At 61.3% G+C, this 17,499-nt stretch carries 10 protein-coding genes; 6 read left to right on the top strand and 4 right to left on the bottom strand.

The genetic code is table 11. The features are described from left to right. Nucleotide 1: 1 nt before the first annotated feature. Entirely contained in the window at nt 2–883 is an 882-nt protein-coding gene (locus tag ACZ5B4_RS08380) for an MBL fold metallo-hydrolase (protein ID WP_464913983.1), read from the bottom strand. A 97-nt stretch (nt 884–980) separates the two neighbouring features. On the opposite strand from ACZ5B4_RS08380, the gene ACZ5B4_RS08375 reads away from it, so the two are divergent. From ACZ5B4_RS08375 to ACZ5B4_RS08365, 3 genes are all read left to right on the top strand, one after another. Continuing rightward, nucleotides 981–1,166 (top strand): hypothetical protein, encoded by a 186-nt coding sequence (locus tag ACZ5B4_RS08375; RefSeq protein WP_464913982.1) that lies wholly within the window; start codon nt 981–983, stop codon nt 1,164–1,166. 297 nt (nt 1,167–1,463) lie between these two features. Then, entirely contained in the window at nt 1,464–5,156 is a 3,693-nt protein-coding gene (gene secA / locus ACZ5B4_RS08370; RefSeq protein ID WP_464913981.1) for a preprotein translocase subunit SecA, read from the top strand. Nucleotides 5,157–5,242: 86 nt separating this feature from the next. Continuing rightward, a complete protein-coding gene (locus ACZ5B4_RS08365) occupies nt 5,243–6,646 on the top strand; it encodes a 3-deoxy-D-manno-octulosonic acid transferase (RefSeq protein ID WP_464913980.1) in 1,404 nt (467 codons plus the stop codon). 53 nt (nt 6,647–6,699) lie between these two features. On the opposite strand, the gene ACZ5B4_RS08360 is transcribed toward ACZ5B4_RS08365, so the two are convergent. Beyond that, nucleotides 6,700–7,119, bottom strand: a complete 420-nt coding sequence (locus ACZ5B4_RS08360) for an acyl-CoA thioesterase (RefSeq protein WP_464913979.1) — start codon at nt 7,117–7,119, stop codon at nt 6,700–6,702. Between the two features lie 106 nt (nt 7,120–7,225). After that, nucleotides 7,226–7,921 (bottom strand): hypothetical protein, encoded by a 696-nt coding sequence (locus ACZ5B4_RS08355; RefSeq protein WP_464913978.1) that lies wholly within the window; start codon nt 7,919–7,921, stop codon nt 7,226–7,228. A 1,066-nt stretch (nt 7,922–8,987) separates the two neighbouring features. Between ACZ5B4_RS08355 and ACZ5B4_RS08350 the strand changes: the two genes are divergently transcribed. From ACZ5B4_RS08350 to ACZ5B4_RS08340, 3 genes are all read left to right on the top strand, one after another. Next, nucleotides 8,988–11,960 carry a vitamin B12-dependent ribonucleotide reductase gene (locus ACZ5B4_RS08350; protein WP_464913977.1) on the top strand — a complete coding sequence of 991 codons (2,973 nt, stop codon included), beginning with the start codon at nt 8,988–8,990 and terminating at the stop codon, nt 11,958–11,960. 366 nt (nt 11,961–12,326) lie between these two features. Next, nucleotides 12,327–13,724 (top strand): tetratricopeptide repeat protein, encoded by a 1,398-nt coding sequence (locus tag ACZ5B4_RS08345; protein WP_464913976.1) that lies wholly within the window; start codon nt 12,327–12,329, stop codon nt 13,722–13,724. A gap of 27 nt (nt 13,725–13,751) precedes the next feature. Continuing rightward, nucleotides 13,752–15,425 (top strand): CRTAC1 family protein, encoded by a 1,674-nt coding sequence (locus tag ACZ5B4_RS08340; protein ID WP_464913975.1) that lies wholly within the window; start codon nt 13,752–13,754, stop codon nt 15,423–15,425. 78 nt (nt 15,426–15,503) lie between these two features. Here ACZ5B4_RS08340 and ACZ5B4_RS08335 read toward each other — a convergent pair whose 3' ends face one another. Beyond that, nucleotides 15,504–17,453 (bottom strand): DUF4340 domain-containing protein, encoded by a 1,950-nt coding sequence (locus tag ACZ5B4_RS08335; RefSeq protein WP_464913974.1) that lies wholly within the window; start codon nt 17,451–17,453, stop codon nt 15,504–15,506. Nucleotides 17,454–17,499 lie beyond the last annotated feature (46 nt).

Below are 17,499 nucleotides of genomic sequence, written 5' to 3'. Positions count from 1 at the left end.
TCTAGGATTCCACGGACGGCAAAGAGAGCTTCCGAGCGCCGTCCGGATGCAGCATCAATTCGGTTTGTATCCGCAGACCGTCGTAGGCCGGTTGTACGCCCGGCGGCAGTTGGCGGCTGAACGCGGCGTGGTCCAAACGGTGGCAAAGGTGCGTCAAGTAGCAGCGACGGGGCCGCAAAAGCTCGACGATCGCCAGGGCCTCATCGACGGAGAGGTGCGTTGGGTGCGGTTCGTGACGCAAACAATCCAGGATCAAAACGTCCAGGTCCCGCAGGCGTTGCAACGTTTCCTCGGGGAATTGTTTGACGTCCGTGCAGTATGCGGCGTCGCCGAAGCGAAAGCCCAGCACGTCCCACGGGCCGTGCTTCAGTCGCAGAGGGGTCACCCGGGCTCCCAAGAGATCGAACGATTCCGTCTCGATGGTCACGAAGTCGAGCTGGGGCACGCCGCCCGCCGGAGCACCCTCCTCGAAGGCGTAGTCGAATGCCTTGCGAATGCGGGCTTGCACATAGGCTTCGCAGTACACGGGGACGGGGGCCTGGAGGTATTGGGGGATGACGCGCAGGTCGTCCAACCCGAACAGGTGATCGGCATGCGCGTGGGTGTAAAGCACGGCCCGGAGATCGGCAATCCCTTCACGAACGAGTTGCAATCGCAATTCGGGAGGGGTGTCGATGAGGATCGTGCCTTCCGGCAAACCCACCGCCAACGAGCACCGCGTGCGCCGATTCCGCGTATCCTCGCTGGTGCAGACGGGACAGCGACAACCGATCACGGGCACGCCGTGCGAGGTGCCGGTTCCCAGGAATACGATTTCTCCAGGCGACAGCGAACGAACGGGGCTGGTCTTGGTCACGGTATGCTTGCGGTAATAGGTATCCATCGAATCCCACTTGTCTGCGCCCCTGGGAATGCTTCGAGGGGGATCGCTGACAAACACTTCCAATATAACCGAAGCGATGCTGCCGACCGAAGAGAGCTTGCGAAAACGTTTCGAGTTGGGCCGGGATCCGGTGCATCGTCCCGCTTTGGGTGGATCGCCGGCGGGAGGCGGCAAGAGGCTCCATCCGCCGGGGTACCTCGGCGATTTCAGCGACGGTTCGCCGCGGGGTTGGGGCGAAAAGGAGCCGAATCTGGGCGTTGGGAAGTCGCGAGAGCCGCTCTGACGGCGACTCCGAACGAACGTTCAGGAGCATTGCCCGGGCGTTCGTGATTGACGCTTTGCGGGCCATCCGATAAATTGCGTGCAGCTCGTAATTTGCGATCACGGACACGATGCGCCGCGAAGACGAATCGGGCATGGCATCGGGCTGTCATTTTGCATCGGCACGGCGTTTGCTACAATCGCTAGTTGTGCCTGTAAAAGCGGGGTAACCTGTCTTTTTGACACAACCCTCCCAAATGGGTGGTAATAACCCATCCCTGGAAATCCAAGCCGTTTTCAATATCAGGGCTTAAATCCGATGGAGCTGTTGGAACGCCTTTGGGACGCGGTCACGGACACGATCACGGTTGTCGGCCAGGCCGTGGATCGCGGCGTCACCGCCGTTTTTGGTTCCGCCAACGCGCGCTATGTTCGCCGGTTGCAACCGAAGGTGCAGGCGATCAATGATTTGGAGCCGCGCTACCAAAAGATGACGGACGCGGAACTGCGGGAACAGACGGACAAATTCCGCAAGCGATTGGAGGCCGGCGAATCGCTGGACGATCTTTTGGTCGAGGCCTTCGCCGTCTGTCGCGAGGCTTCCCGTCGCGTATTGGGGATGCGCCATTTCGACGTGCAGTTGATGGGCGGGATGGTCTTGCATAACGGCAGCATCGCCGAGATGGTCACCGGCGAAGGCAAGACGTTGGTCGCCACGCTGCCCGCCTACCTGAATGCCTTGGAGGGGAAGGGCGTTCACGTGGTCACCGTGAACGACTATCTGGCCCGGCGCGACATGGAGTGGATGGGGCCGCTCTATATGTTTCTCGGCCTGACCGTGGGCGCGATTCAGCACGATATGGGCGCGCGGGATCGTCAAAAGGCTTACGCCTGCGACATCACCTACGGAACCAACAACGAGTTCGGTTTCGACTACCTCCGCGACAACATGCGATTGGCCGCCCGCGGTGATGATCGCTTTCCGGCCGAAATGCAGCAAGTGCAGGGGCGATTGCACTACGCGATCATCGACGAGGTGGATAACATCTTGATCGACGAAGCGCGGACGCCGCTGATCATTTCCGGCCCGGCCCACGACGACATCTCGCGCTACCGCCGCGCCGATCAGATCGCGCGGCAGCTCAAACCGGAGGCGCACTTCGAGATCAACGAAAAGGATCGCACCTGCCACCTTACCGAGGAAGGCATCCGTAAGGCCGAGGAATTGGCCGGCGTGGAGAGCTTCTACACGGCGGGCAACCTTGAGTGGCCGCATCTCATCGACAACGCGCTGAAGGCCCACCACCTCTACAAGCGCGACGTACATTACGTCGTGCAGGGGGATGAGGTGATCATCGTCGATGAATTCACCGGGCGGCTGATGCACGGACGGCAATGGAGCGACGGTCTGCATCAGGCCGTCGAGGCCAAGGAAAATGTGCGGATCAAGGAGGAGACGCAGACCCTCGCCACGATCACCATCCAGAACTTCTTTCGCCTGTACGATAAGATTTGCGGCATGACCGGTACGGCCATGACGGAGGCGAACGAGTTTTGGAAGATCTACAAGCTGGAAGTCGTGGCCATACCGACCAATCGCCCGCTCCGCCGCGTCAATCATCCGGACGTCATCTATCGTACGGCCCGCGAGAAATACCAGGCCATCGTCGAAGAGATCGAACGGATGCACAAGTGGGACACGGTCTGGTTTTCGCGCTACGAATACGAGATCGGCGAAATCAAGCAGGAGAGCGACGACTCCATCGTCTTCATCACCAAGGAAGGCGAGCGGAAAATTCTTCCCAAGGCCAAGTTGCATCACGTCGAGCGCAAGGGGCGTCCGATCCTGGTCGGCACCGTTTCGGTGGAAAAGAGCGAGATGCTCTCGGAGATGTTGAGCCGGCGGGGCATCAAACACCAGGTCCTGAATGCCAAGCATCACGCCCGGGAGGCCGAAATCATCGCTCAGGCCGGGCGCAAGGGGGCGGTGACCATCGCCACGAACATGGCGGGGCGCGGGACGGATATCATCCTCGGCGGCAATCCCGAGGCCATGGCTTGGGCCGTCTTGCAGCACAAGTATCCCACCCGCTTGGACGTCCCGCGCGAAGAATGGGATGCCCTCGTCCAAGAGATTGAAAAACGCGAGCAGATGAAGGCCGAGGGACGCGAAGTCGTGGCCTTGGGCGGGCTGCACGTGATCGGAACCGAACGGCACGAGGCCCGCCGCATCGATAACCAGTTGCGCGGGCGCTCGGGTCGTCAGGGAGACCCCGGCAGCAGCCGGTTTTACCTCTCGCTCGAAGACGATCTGATGCGGATCTTCGCCGGCGATTGGGTGAAAAACGTCCTCACCCGCCTGGGTATGGAGGAAGGCCAGGCCATCGAAAGTCGCATGGTCACGCGGCGCATCGAGGGCGCCCAGAAAAAGGTCGAAGAACGCAACTTCGAGATTCGCAAGAATCTGCTCGAATACGACCAGGTGATGGACGAACAGCGGAAACGCGTCTACAGCTATCGGCAAAACATCCTGGAGGGAGCGGATTGCCGCGCGCTCGTGACGCGAATGATTCGAGAGCAGATCGACCATCATTTGGGCATCTTCTTGGCCAAGATGTACGGCGCGGAGATGTTCGCGGAATGGGCGGGTCGACAGCTTTCCACCGAATTCCACGCCCGGGACTTCCGCGGCATGGAGTTTTCCACGGCGGAGGCCTTCGCCCGTGACCAGGCCGAGCGGATGGCGGAAAGCCAGCTTTTCGATCTGATCGAGGAGAATCTGCCCGAAGACGCCGATCCGGAGGATTGGAATTGGGAAGCCTTGGCGAAGTCCATCACCGCTCGATGGAAGGTGGACGTCAAGGAACGCGATATTCGCCGAATTCCTCGCGAAGAACTTCTCGATGTGCTTTTGGAAAAAGTGCAAGCCGCCATTCGCGAGGTCGATCTTCAGGATGGCGCGAGATTTCTCGACCCCGACTTCGGCCTGGCAAGCAGCGTCAATTGGGTGCGGGGAAAGTTCGGCATCGAGCTGAACCTCGAGGAGCTGCGCGATTTGGAACCGCCGGCGGTCAAGGACTTGGTGTTCGAAAAGGCCCTGGAGGCCTATCGCCGCAAGGAAATCGAGTTCCCCCTGCGTGCGGGATTGGCGCACTATTCGGGTCGTGACGCCTCGGGGCATCGCGTCTACGATCGAGAAGGCCTGCTGGCCTGGGCCCGCAGCCGGTTCCACGTGGAGTTGTCCGAGGACGATCTCAAGAATAAATCCGGGCAGGAAATCTGGGATATTCTCCTGGACGCCTCGGAGCGCCAATTCGAGAAGGCGGAAAGACTCCGCGAGGAAGGCACGGCGCTGTTGCTTTCCTTGTTCCAAGGGATGGGGGACGATCCTCGGGCCAAGGTTCCGCCGGACCATCCGCAGTTGGATCGCTTTTGTCGCTGGGCGGCGGAGCACCTCGACCTGCGGCTGACTCCGGACGACGTGACGCGGATGGAACGCCGCGACCTGGAGTGGGAATTCCGGGATGCCTTCAACTACCGCTATGCCCCGGAAATGCGGAAAATGGAACGATTTCTGCTCCTGCACACGCTCGACGGGGCGTGGAAGGAGCATCTCTTGGTGATGGATCACCTCCGCAACAGCGTCGGCCTGAGAGGTTACGCTCAGGTCGATCCGAAGGTCGAGTACAAGCGGGAGGGGATGCGGCTTTTCGAGGCGATGTGGGAGTCCACCGCCCGACGCATCACGGACTTAGTCTTCCGCGTGGAGCAGATGGACGAGCGATTCGTCCGCTCCATGTGGCAAGAGACCGAGGCGCAAAAAGAGTCGGCGAAGAACGCCGTCGTCGAGATTGCCCAACAACAACAGCAAGCCATCGAGGGATCGCAACAAGCCGAGAAAAAGCAGCCCTTCCGTAAACGGACCCAGGAAGTGGGACGCAACGATCCTTGTCCGTGCGGAAGCGGAAAGAAATACAAGCATTGCTGCATGAAGAAGCGGGGCGTTGCCTGAAGGCGCCGCTGGGCGGGGGGGACCTGCACTCCTCCTGCCCAGGTGAGCCTCGGCGCGTCGGCCGCCTACCGGGAAAGGGAATTCCCATGTCGATCCTGTTCGACGCCGCTTATCTCCTGTTGCTGCTTGTGGTCAGCCCGGTGCTGCTGTACCGAGCCGTCAAGGCCGGCAAGTATCGAGCCGGCTGGAACCAGCGGCTGTTCGGGGCCGTGCCGCGCCGAAACAACCGTCGTCCTTGTATCTGGTTTCATGCGGTCAGTGTGGGCGAGGTCAATCTTCTTCCTCCCCTGATTCAGGCGCTGCGGGCGGCTTATCCCGCCTGGGAAGTGGTCGTTTCCACGACGACCCGAACCGGAATGGAAGTGGCTCGCAAGCGTTTTCCGGACCTGGCCGTGTTCTACGCTCCACTCGATTTCTCTTGGGCCGTGGCGCGGGCCTTCCGGCGAATCCGCCCCTCGGTACTAGTGCTGACCGAGTTGGAGATTTGGCCCAACCTCATTCGCGCGGCGAAGGCTCGAGGTGTCCGCTTGGCGATCATCAACGGTCGGCTGGGCGATAAGAGCTTCGCGGGCTACCGACGCGGCCGATATCTATTTCGGCCGATCTTCGAGGCGTTCGACCTGGTTGCGGTGCAAGATGCCGAAGGCGAGCGGCGATTCACGGAACTTGGCGCCGCTGCGTCGGCCGTCCACGTCACCGGTTCCATGAAGTACGACGGAGCGCAGACGGATCGCAACAATCCGGCCACGGTCCGCCTCCGCCGCCTCGCGGGAATCGGGCCGGATGAGATCGTCTGGATTGCCGGTAGCACTCAGGTGGAAGAGGAGAAGTTTTCGCTGGCCGTTTTCCAAGAGCTGCACCGGCGCTTCCCCCAACTCAGGCTGATTATCGTACCGCGCCACCCCGAGCGATTCGATGCGGTGGCCGAGATGTTGTCGCGGAGCGGTTTGCCTTGGCTGCGTCGCTCGAGATTGGGGCCCGCCCCAGAATCGCCCGAGAACACGGACGCGGCTGCCGATGCGAACGGCAGAGCGACGAGCGACGGTCTTCCGGCTCACCCCATATTGCTAGTCGATACCGTGGGTGAATTGGCGGCTTGGTGGGGGCTGGCCGATATTGCGCTTGTCGGCGGCAGCTTTGGAAACCGCGGCGGGCAGAACATGATCGAACCGGCCGGCTACGGGGCGGCAGTGTGCTTCGGGCCGAATACCTGGAATTTTCGCGACGTGGTCCGCCAGTTCTTATCGGCGGAGGCGGCCGTCGTCGTCCGTGACCAAGGAGAGTTGCAGCAATTCGTCACCCAATGCCTGGAGACGCCGGACTATCGTCGTTCGCTGGGAGATCGGGCAAGGCAACTGGTCTTGTCCCATCGCGGGGCCATCGAACGCACGCTCGCCCTGCTGGCTCCCTGGTTGGAGGCTCGGCCGGCCCGGATGACGGAAGAGGACACCCAGGTCCGCGATCGGCCCGCCTACAGGGCGGCGGGATGAGGGCCGTTTCGTTGTAGGGAGACTCCCGGTTAAGTCGCTGCGACGCGGCTGGGCTACCGGGATCGGTCGGTCGGGCGAGATTCCGCGTTGACCGCCTGCATGGCTTCGGGAATGGGCTGGATTTGCCCCGCAGCGTCCACAAGGGCCAGGACGACTCGTCCGCGGCAAAGGAGATCCTGGTCGCGGTACAAGAGGTATTCGTGCTCGATTTTCACGCCCGTCACGCGCCGCACGATGGTGCGAAGTCGTAGCAGGTCGTCGTATCGGGCCGGTTTCAGGTAACGGCATTCGGCTTGCACGACCACCGCGTACAGCCCGCTCTCCTCCCATCGACGGTAATTGTCGCCCGAAGCCCGCAACAGCTCGGTACGTCCCATCTCGAAATAGACGAAGACCCGGCTATGGTGCAAAAAGCCTCCCGGGTCGCACTCCGGATAACGCACACGAATTTCGATCTCGTGCTCAGTCAGCATGTCCGCGGCTGAATTCCTTCCAATAGGACGGCCGATTCCCCGAGTCGATCCGGGAGGCTTTTTTGGGGGGGCGAAGGGCGGTGATGCGGCAATCTCCCACCGAGCCTCAAAAATCGAGTTTCTGTGAAACCTGGCGTCTCATGGCGTCCTCGATCCAGGTACAAAACGGACCGTCTTCGGGGCGCCATTCCGCGACGATCGTCAAAAGGTTTCCCTGCCGGTCGAGTTGCAAGCCGTCCAAGCGAAAAACCCTTCCCGTGCGGGATTGAATCATCCACGCGTAGGTTTGGTCGCGCGGCGCCTCGGCAAGCAGGCGGTACTCGACGCCGAAGCTCATCACCGTACCTTCGGGACCGGTCTGTGGTAGGGAGACCGGCAACGTCAGATCGACCCAGCGCACGGTTTCCGCAGTCGGTTGCGAATGAACCGGTCGGGCCGCGGCGATGATCGTGGGCGCAATTTCACCCAGCGTCGGTCCATGCGCATCGGCGGTGGGCAGGCCGCGCGGAGCCGAAGCACTGCTCTCGCTGGGGGGCAGAACCCTGGTCTCGGATTCACCTTCCGTCGACCGATGCACGAAAAGGTCCGCCGGTCCGCCCACGGTTTGTTGCGGCGGAATCGGCTCCGGGACTGCGATCTGTTCCGATGCCGAAGGCGGCGCGGCTCGCAGGCTATCGATGGCTTCGCGAGAACAGCCGAGCACCAGCGTGGAACCCAAAAGACCTAAGGCTGGGAAGAGTAGGGGGGATGGCGACGACGTGGTAAGCCTTTGACCGGTTGCCCCTTTAACCAGATGTTTCATTGTTCGGCCCCCTTTCCTCAAGACTCATCGTGAAACCACATCGCCGAGTTGCCCGAACTCGGCGGTTCGCTCCGCGAGTGTCGGCTCCATTTTAACGGGTCGAGAAGCAAACGAAAGAGGACGCCCGGAATTACCCCCGGATTTACTTGGGGTAGCCGGGTACAACATCACCGGCCGTGGGCGACGGTCGGAAGTACCAAAAACCGGCGCGAGAGGAGAGCAGTTTTACGCGCGGCTGCGGTCTTGGAGTCGTCTCCCGGTCTTGCCTTGTCAGGCTGGGTGCGGCAGCTGCGTCGCCGACTGCATGTGAATCGTTGGTTTGTTACCGGCAGTTTGGGCGGTCAGCCTGTCGCGTTTGGGACGTTTGAATTCCGGTGACTTCCCAGCAACCGGATAGTGCCTTTTCAGGGCGAGAGAAGGAACCGGGTATCTGTGAAAATAGGCAGTACGTATTGGAAACCAGCTAATCCCAGTCGCTTGGGTAGGAATATTTTTCTCGAAATAGTGCGAGGGAATCGATTCCACCCGCTCGAATTCCCAAAACCAAGAGCCATAGCGACTTACGGTTCAGTCTCGTGGGCGCGCGCCCGCGTCGCTCGTGCGGAGGCGTTTCCATTTGTCGGCCCCTCGCTGGAACTTATGGCAAATTGCCGGGCGCCCGTTGACAACCTCGTCCATAGCCATAAACTGTACCGAACACAGCATGTAGTGGTTGAATCTTTGGCCAATACTACCTATAGTTGTATTGGGTGGAATTAGGCACCCTCCCTGAAGAGGGGAAAGTTTTTGAGGATGTGTTTCGCGTTGGGGACGCAATTCGGGATCGCCCCCCGGCGTGACCGATGGCGGCGGGTGGATTCGCTCATTGGACGTTGGTTTTAGGTCGGGTTGGGAGCAAACCAGCGATACCTCGATGAGGGGATGTGCTTGGTGTCCCGTCCCGGGCTGAAAACTGGTGAGTTCTAGTCCTTGGCTATTCTACTTGGTGTGAGCCGATACGCGGGTGATTGCAGCTTGTCGGCTCCGGTGTTCCGGAAATGGTTTCCTTTGCATGGAGTGCAGAAGCATGGCTGAATTGGAACGCGGAAACGCTACACTCGGCGAAAACGTTCACGGCGGCGCGACTTCGGCGGCCAAATTCTCTCCCCTCGGCTTAAAAATCGATGCTCGCTTTTGTCCGGCGGACGTAGAAAGTCCGTTCGACACCGTCGTTTGGACTCGGCGCACCGCTGAAATCAAGAACGAGGCGGGAGGAACCCACTTCCAACAGCCGGACTGCGAGGTCCCGGAAACGTGGAGTCAGTTGGCGACCAACATCGTGGCCAGCAAGTATTTCTACGGCGAGTTGGGCACACCGCAGCGAGAAAACAGCGTGCGGCAACTGGTTCATCGGGTGTGCCGTACCATCGCGGACTGGGGAATCGCCGACGGGGTCTTCTACTCAGCGGAAGACGGCGAACGGTTCTATCGAGAATTGGCCTGGCTTTGCCTGCATCAGCACGCGGCTTTCAATTCCCCGGTCTGGTTCAATGTGGGGCTGTATCACCAATACGGTATTCGCGGGGCGGCCTGCAATTGGAGATGGGATCCCGCGGTGAATCGGGGCGTGCAGCCGGAGAATCCGTACGAATTCCCGCAGGCCTCCGCCTGTTTCATCCAAAGCGTCCAGGACAACATGGAGGACATCATGGAGCTGGCCCGCAGCGAGGCCATGCTCTTCAAGTTCGGATCGGGGACGGGGACCGATCTGTCCACGTTGCGATCGCATCGCGAGAAGCTTTCCGGCGGCGGTAAGCCTTCGGGGCCGCTTTCCTTCATGCGGGTTTACGATCAAATCGCGGCTGTGGTCAAGAGCGGCGGTAAGACGCGGCGCGCGGCCAAGATGCAATCGCTCAAAGTCCATCACCCGGACATTCTGGAGTTCATCGAATGCAAGTCGCGGGAGGAGAAGAAAGCGCGGCTGTTGATCCAGCAGGGCTACAATCCCGAAGAGGCCTACGGCTCCATTTTGTTCCAGAATGCGAATCTTTCGGTCCGTGTGACGGACGAGTTCATGGAAGCGGTAGAGGCGGATCGGCCTTGGACGACGCACTGGGTGACCGATCCGACCAAGGAAGGCCCCACCTACAGTGCCCGGGAATTGCTGCAGAAGATGGCCGAGTCCGCCTGGTCGTGCGGCGATCCCGGCATCCAGTACGACACGACGATCAACCGCTGGCATACCTGCCCCAACTCCGGGCGAATCAACGCCAGCAATCCCTGCTCGGAGTACATGTTTCTCGACGACTCGGCCTGCAATCTGGCCAGTATCAATCTGATGAAGTTTCGTCGCGAGGACGGCCGGTTCGACGTGGACGGCTTCGTGAACGCCTGCCGCATCGTGTTCATCGCGCAGGAAATCTTGGTGGATCACTCCAGCTATCCCACCGCCAAGATCGCCAAGAACAGCCACATGTTCAGGCCGATCGGCCTAGGGTATTCGAACCTGGGCAGCTTGATCATGGCCAGCGGGCTGCCCTATGACTCGGACCAGGCCCGCGGTCTCTGCGGCGCCATCACTGCCTTGATGCATGGGGCGGCCAACCGCACCAGCACGGAATTGGCGGCCGCCGTCGGTCCCTTCGCCGAATTCGAGAAAAACCGCCAGCCGATGCTGGACGTGATGGAGCGGCATTGGCAAAAGGTGGAAGAGCTGAAACACGCGCCCGATTACTTGAAAAACGCCGCCCGCAAGATTTGGGACGAGGTTTTGGCCGGCGGGCGACGCTTCGGTTTCCGCAACGCTCAGGCGACGGTTCTGGCACCGACCGGCACCATCAGCTTCATGATGGACTGCGACACGACGGGGATCGAACCGGATTTCGCCTTGGTCAAGTACAAGCAGCTAGCCGGCGGCGGGATGCTCAAGATCGTCAATCAGACGATCCCGTTGGCGCTCAAGACGCTGGGCTACAGCGACGAGCAGATCGCCGAGATTACCGAATACGTGAATCGACATGACACGGTGGAGGGCGCCCCTCACCTCGATCCGCAGCACCTCGCGGTGTTCGATTGCGCCTGTCCGGTGGGCGGCGGCACGCGGGCGATCTCGTGGCGGGCCCACGTCCTCATGATGGCCGCGGCGCAGCCGTTCATCTCGGGGGCCATCTCCAAGACGGTCAACATGCCGCGCGAGACCAAGCCGGAGGACATTGCGGCGGCCTACATGGAAGGTTGGAGGCTGGGGTTGAAAGCCATGGCCGTTTACCGCGACGGTTCCAAGAGTGTCCAGCCGCTGGTGACCAAAAAGGGCGAAAAGGACGAAAAGACCGTGCCGCCGCCCCGACGCGAGCGATTGCCGGACACCCGCAATTCCATCACCCATAAGTTCTCCGTGGCCGGTCACGAGGGCTACATCACGGTGGGACTGTATCCGGACGGGCGTCCCGGCGAGCTTTTCATCACCATGGCCAAGGAAGGGAGCACCATCGGCGGTCTCATGGATTGCTTTGGAACCGCCGTTTCGATGAGCCTGCAATACGGCGTCCCGCTGGAAGTGTATGTCAACAAGTTTTCCTACACCCGGTTCGAGCCGATGGGATTCACCAAGAATCCTGAGATTCGTACCGCCACCAGCATCGTGGATTACATCTTCCGTTGGCTGGGAATCACGTTCCTGCCGGGATATCGCGAATCTCAGCAGCGGCAGGCCGAGTTCGTTAAGGAACCGGTCTCGGGCGAGTCGAACGGCTACGCGGCGGAAAGTGCTCCCGGAACGGGGGGAGAGGATCGGGCGGCGAAGCCCGGTGCGACTGCCGGCACTGTGCCGCTTGAACGAGAACGGGGCACCGCCGCGGTGTTCAAGCCCGGCGCCAAGTCGGGGAACGGTGCGCATCCCGCCAATGCGACCGTGATTGCCGCGCCGTCCGCCAACCGTTTGACGGGCTTTATGGAGATGCAGTCGGACAATCCGCCTTGCGACGAGTGCGGTGGATTGACGCGCCGGAGCGGAGCCTGTTTCGTTTGCACCATCTGCGGGCACAGCATGGGTTGCTCGTGATCCCCGTTCCCGGTATCGGACCGCTCGCGGGATATCGACCGCGGCGGATAAATACTGCCTAACTCACAAGCAAGACCGTCGGCGGCAGCCGGCGGTCGTTTTTGTTCCGGACGCCTTGGACTTCCGCGGGGGCATAGGGGGGCTGCGATTCGGGGTCGCCTTCGGGAGACGGGCTGGTGATCGTGGATGGCGATCCGGACGATGCGCTCCGTGGTTTCCATCGCGGTTGCGGGGGTACAATACGTACATGATCTCGGCCCGGCGGTCGCGGTCTCCCCCGATGCCGTATCGACTCGCGAACATAGTCCGACAGTTTGCTGATTTCATGGCGGGAGGAAGGCGATCTTTTCCTAGCGATCGATGATCATGGACGTCGTTTCCAGTGTACGTTTGCGGGGTGGTCTATTCGCGGCGGTGTGCGCCCTGCTTCTGCCGGCGGGATGCCGACCGGCGGCGGATTCTTCGGCCGGGGCGGCGGGAGACGAACAGGGGACCGTCCCCACCGCAAAGGCGGGAGCCGATGTGGCAGCGGAGCCTGTGCCATTCCCGGCGTTGCCCGAGCCGCTCACCGGCGATTGGATGAAATCTCAGGCCGAAGAGGAAGCCCGGCGTTTGGCGGAAGCCTTTGCCGACGACGTCGAAGCTCTGGATTTGCAAGCCACGGTCCACCGGCTCTCGGGACGAAATGACGAGGCCGTGGAGATCTGGAAGCGGTGTCTGGCGTTGCGCCCGGACTTCATACGGGCCTATGTCCCGATGATTGCGGTAACCCGGCGGAAAGGGGACTATCCTGAAGCCGAGCGTCTTTGCCGCGAGTGCCTGCGACTCGATCCGCTTCAGGTCGAGGCGCGGGGGCTTTTGGCTGCGGTGCTGTTCGAGCAAGGGCAGTACGACGCCGCGATCGAGGCGGTGTTAGCGGGGCAGGCCGTCGGGGCCGTCAATGCGGAGGCCCTGTTCTTTCAAGGACAGGCCTATCAGAAAAAGCAAGAACACGAGAAGGCGACGGCGGCCCTCCGCGAAGCGATTCGGCTGGAACCGAACTATACCCGTGCGTATTATGCCCTATCCGTCAGCTTGAGCCGTTTGGGCCGAAAGGAAGAGGCCGAGCAGGCACGAACCCGATTTCGAGAATTGCAGGGTCGCGAAATGGCGGCCAACGCGGCGATCCTTCAGGTCGAAAGCGAGGAATTCGTGCGGCGGACCGTGGCTTCGGTTTTCCAGCGGGCCGGGGAGATTTGGGCGAACAAGGGCCGCAGTGAGGATGCCGAACGTTGCTGGCTGTTTGCCGCCGTGTTGGTTCCCGACGATCCCGCTCCGCGGCTGAAGCTGGGGGTGCTGTATCAGAATCTGAACCGGCTCGGCCGCGTGTTCAGTCTGTTGGACGAGCTGGGCCGATGGGAGCTTCGGGATCCGGAATTGCTCCGCGCCCGCGGTCTGCTGTTCTTGCGCACCGGACGCTACGGCGGGGCGGAGAAGGATTTTCAAACCTGGATCGAAACGGCGCCGCAATCCGCGGACGCCTATTCGTTGTTGGCTCAGACCTACCTGACCATGGGCAATAAGAAGACCGAAGCGTTGCGGGCGGCCGACGCCGCCGTTCGCTTGGCCCCCACCAAGGAGAACCTCCTGGTTTTGGCCGTGGCTTGCGCCGAGGCGGGGGATCGGGATTCGGCATTGCGGATCGCACAACAACTCTTGCAACGCGACCCGCAGAGCCCGGAAGCCCATCGCTTGTACGAGATGCTGCGAGGCGGAAATCGCTGAAATTTTTGCCCCATTGGGAGAAACTGCTTGCGAGTTCGGACCTGCTTTCTTTCGGCCATCCTGCTTGGAATAACGACAATACCGGGCATAGCGAACGACGCCGCGCCGATCGTATTTCGAGACAGGACCGCCGCTTCCGGCGTGCATTTCGTTCATACCCGGGGCGGCTGCGGCAAATATTATTTGGTGGAGACGGTCACGGCCGGGCTTTGCCTTTTCGACTACGACAATGACGGGGACGACGACATCTATTTCCTGAACGCGGCACCGCTCCCCGGCTGCAAATTCCCGACACCGCCGCGCAACGCCCTCTATCGCAATGACGGCGGGTTCCGGTTTACGGAAGTCACGGATCATGCCGGCGTGGGCGACAAGGGATTCGGTCTGGGGGTGGCCGCCGCTGACTACGACAACGACGGCCTACTGGATCTCTACGTGAACAACTACGGCCCCAACGTCTTCTATCGCAACAACGGCGACGGGACTTTCCGGGATGTAACGCGGCAAACCGGCACCGCTAACGGCAATCGCGTGGGGGCCGGCGCGCTATTCGTGGATATCGACGGCGACGGATGGCTGGACTTGTACGTCGGCAACTACATCGTGTTCCGCGACGAACTGCACGTCTTCCATCAATTGACGGGCGTTCCCGTGTACGGCAGTCCCGAGGAGTACCAGCCCGACCAGGATACCTTGTATCGCAATCGCGGGGACGGAACCTTCGAGGATGTGACGCAAAGCTCGGGCATCGGGGCGGTTCGCGGCACGGCGATGGGCATGGTTGCGGGCGATTTCGACGGCGACGGCGACACCGACATCTTCGTCGGCAACGACGTCCGAGAAAACTTTCTCTTCATCAACGACGGCAAGGGCTTCTTCACGGAAGAGGCCGTCGAACGCGGCGTCGCCTACAACGGGTACGGCGATCCGAACGCCAGCATGGGCGTGGACTGCGGGGATTACGACAACGACGGCCGGCTCGATCTGTTTATGACCGACTATCAGAGCGAATGGCCCGTCCTGTATCGCAATTTGGGCGATATGTTCGAAGACGTGACCTTTCATACAGGCGCGGGAGGCAAGGCCTATCCCTACGTCACCTGGGGTTGCGGCTTCGCCGACTTCGACAATGACGGCGACAAAGACATCTTCATCGGTATCGGCCACATCAACGATAAGATCGAGCAGCTCGACGACACCACCGCCTACCGCGTTGCGAATGCCGTGTTACGCAACGACAACGGCAAGTTCACGGACGTCTCGGCGAGCGCCGGCGACCTGCCGCGATTGGTGGAATCGACGCGCGGCATCGCCTTGAGCGACCTCGATGCGGATGGAAGGATCGACGTGGTGGTTTTGAATTCGGAGGCCCCGGCCCACGTCCTGCGAAACGAAACGGAAAACGGTAATCACTGGATCCAAATCGACCTCCGCCGCTCCGATTACAATCGGTTCGGCGTGGGGAGCCGCGTGAAAGTGACGGCCGGCGACCTCGTGCAGTACGACGAGGTTCACAGCGGCCGCGGCTATCAAAGCCACTGGGGGATGCGGCTCCACTTCGGTTTAGGCGAACGCGACAGAGTGGATCGAATCGAAATCCAATGGCACGGCGGCGGGACGCAAGTCGTTGAGAACATCCCCGCCGACCAAATCATCACCGTAGAAAAGGACGCAGGATGGCGTCCCTCGAAGGGACATTGATCGCTGCGTCATTCCGCGGGCGGCGTCCTTCTGAGCGGTTGTCGGGGGGGACGGCCGGCGTCTCCGGCCAGCCCAAAACTAAGGCACGCTCGCCTCGCCGGGCGTTGTGTCACCTTGGGTGTCGGCGGAGCCGGGGGTTTGTGAAGGCCCGCCGGACTCGTCTCGTCCACCCTCCGACGGCGGAGAAACAGTACCGCCGGACGAAGCCCCTTCCGACGGCGGCTCGGGGGCACGCATTTCGCCACTCGGAGGCTCCGTCGACTCCGCAGCGGGGGGCGGCGCTTGCGTCTCATTGGCGGAAGCATCCGCTGCCGCGGGTTGCGATTCCTTTTCCCCGGGCGTTTCCTCGGGCGTAGCGCCGCCGTTCTCGGATGGCGTTCCGGGGGCGGGGGGCGTCGCTTCTTTCTTCTTGACGATATCTTGCCGGCTGAGGCGAATCTTGCGGTACACCTCATCGGAAATGATGTAGTACCACTCGGCAAAGCGGGCGTTCAATTCCTTGACCCGCTCTTCGCCCTTCTTAAGCTTTTCCTGGTACTCGTCGCGCTTCCGCTGATTCTCCTTTTCGATGCGTTCGCGTTCCGCTTTGACGTCCTCGGTTTTCTTTTCCGCGGCTTCGCCGGCAGGTTTCTCGGCCTGGGAGCCGTCTTGGCCGTCTTGGCCGTCTTGGCCGTCTTCGGCCTTGGATTCGCCGGTCTCGCCGGCTTGGGCGGTCGCATCGTCCGGAGGCGTGTTCTGAGTCTCCCCGGCTTGCGGCTCGCTCGGGGCGGCCTGTTCGGGCGGCAGGTCGGGCAAAGGCTCCAATTCCGGCTCGGGGATCAGTTGCGGGTCGAACTCCGCAGTGACCAGCAGAAAGCGATTGACGTTCTGATCGCTGCCGGATTCCGCATCCCCGCCTTGACCCTCCAGAATCCGCCCGAACCGGAGCAGGTATCGTACCCCGTCCTTCATACCCACGCGAATTTCGCCTTCGCTGGAAATGATTTCCATCCCGTTCATGTCGATCTTGCGTGCGCCGAGGGGTGGGAAGATGCGGTAGAACTGCCCGGCCGAGGTGGCGAAGAAGCCGGCCCGCTGGAGGTCGGCAAGCGCCTCTTGGTTCGTGGCGAAAGAACCGTCGCTGCTCAAGGAAGCGCTCAGCCCTTCCGGCTTTTTGCGGACGTCCACGATCTTCAGATCGTCGACGGCCGTGCGGAGCGCGTCCAACTTGGCGGTATCCAGTTCCTCGTCGTCCGCCAGGGAACGGGGTTTCCAAGACATACTTTGCGGATCGAACGCCAAGTCTTGCGACAGGCTCCAGCGCGGGTTGCCGAGATCGTCGTACTTCAAGACGATTTGTGATCGCGGCTCGATGCCGCTGGTGAGGCTGTCGAACGAATAGTCGTGCAGTTGCACGTCCTTGACGTCCCACGGATTGAGTTTCAACAAATCTTTCTCGATCCAGTCCCCGAAGTTGCTGGAAAGCTTGTCGTCGGAAAGCTTGACGACGTAGACGGGATCTTGCCCGCTGACGCGGACATAACGCAGTTGCGGATCGTCCTTGAGCTTGTTGCCCAAGATGATATCGACCAAGACGCGGTCGCCGGCATCGCGCATGATCACCCTCTTGCCGATGCCGCGCGTGCCGAGAGTCGTCTTGTCGGGATCGGGGGTCACAACGCCGAACATCGCCAACTCCTCTTGAGTCGGCGAGGATGCCGCGACGTCGAGCACCGTCAATCCGATCAGGGACGTGGCGGCTTGAGCCAGATGGTCCTTGGCATCCGCCGGATAATTGTCGTGGCTGGGAATCGACCAGCGATTGTTGACCTGCGCCACCTTAAAGGTCTTGATGCCGACGGAGTTCGGGTCGTATTCCGTGATTTCCAAACTCGCCGCGTCAAGGGCATTGGAGAACGAGGGAAAGAGGACTTTGCCGCGCATGTCACCGACGTCGCCGGCAGGAGGGACGTATCGCACCCACCAGGCAACGGCCAAGACGACCAGCGTCGCACCGACGAAAAGAAAGGTCTTACGGGTTTCGGTCATGGAGAACTACTCCTCTTGGGCGGCGTTCCGCTCGAAAACGAGGCGG

The sequence above is a fragment of the Thermogutta hypogea genome, assembly GCF_055386265.1.
This window is presented reverse-complemented; position numbering and strand designations above follow the sequence as displayed.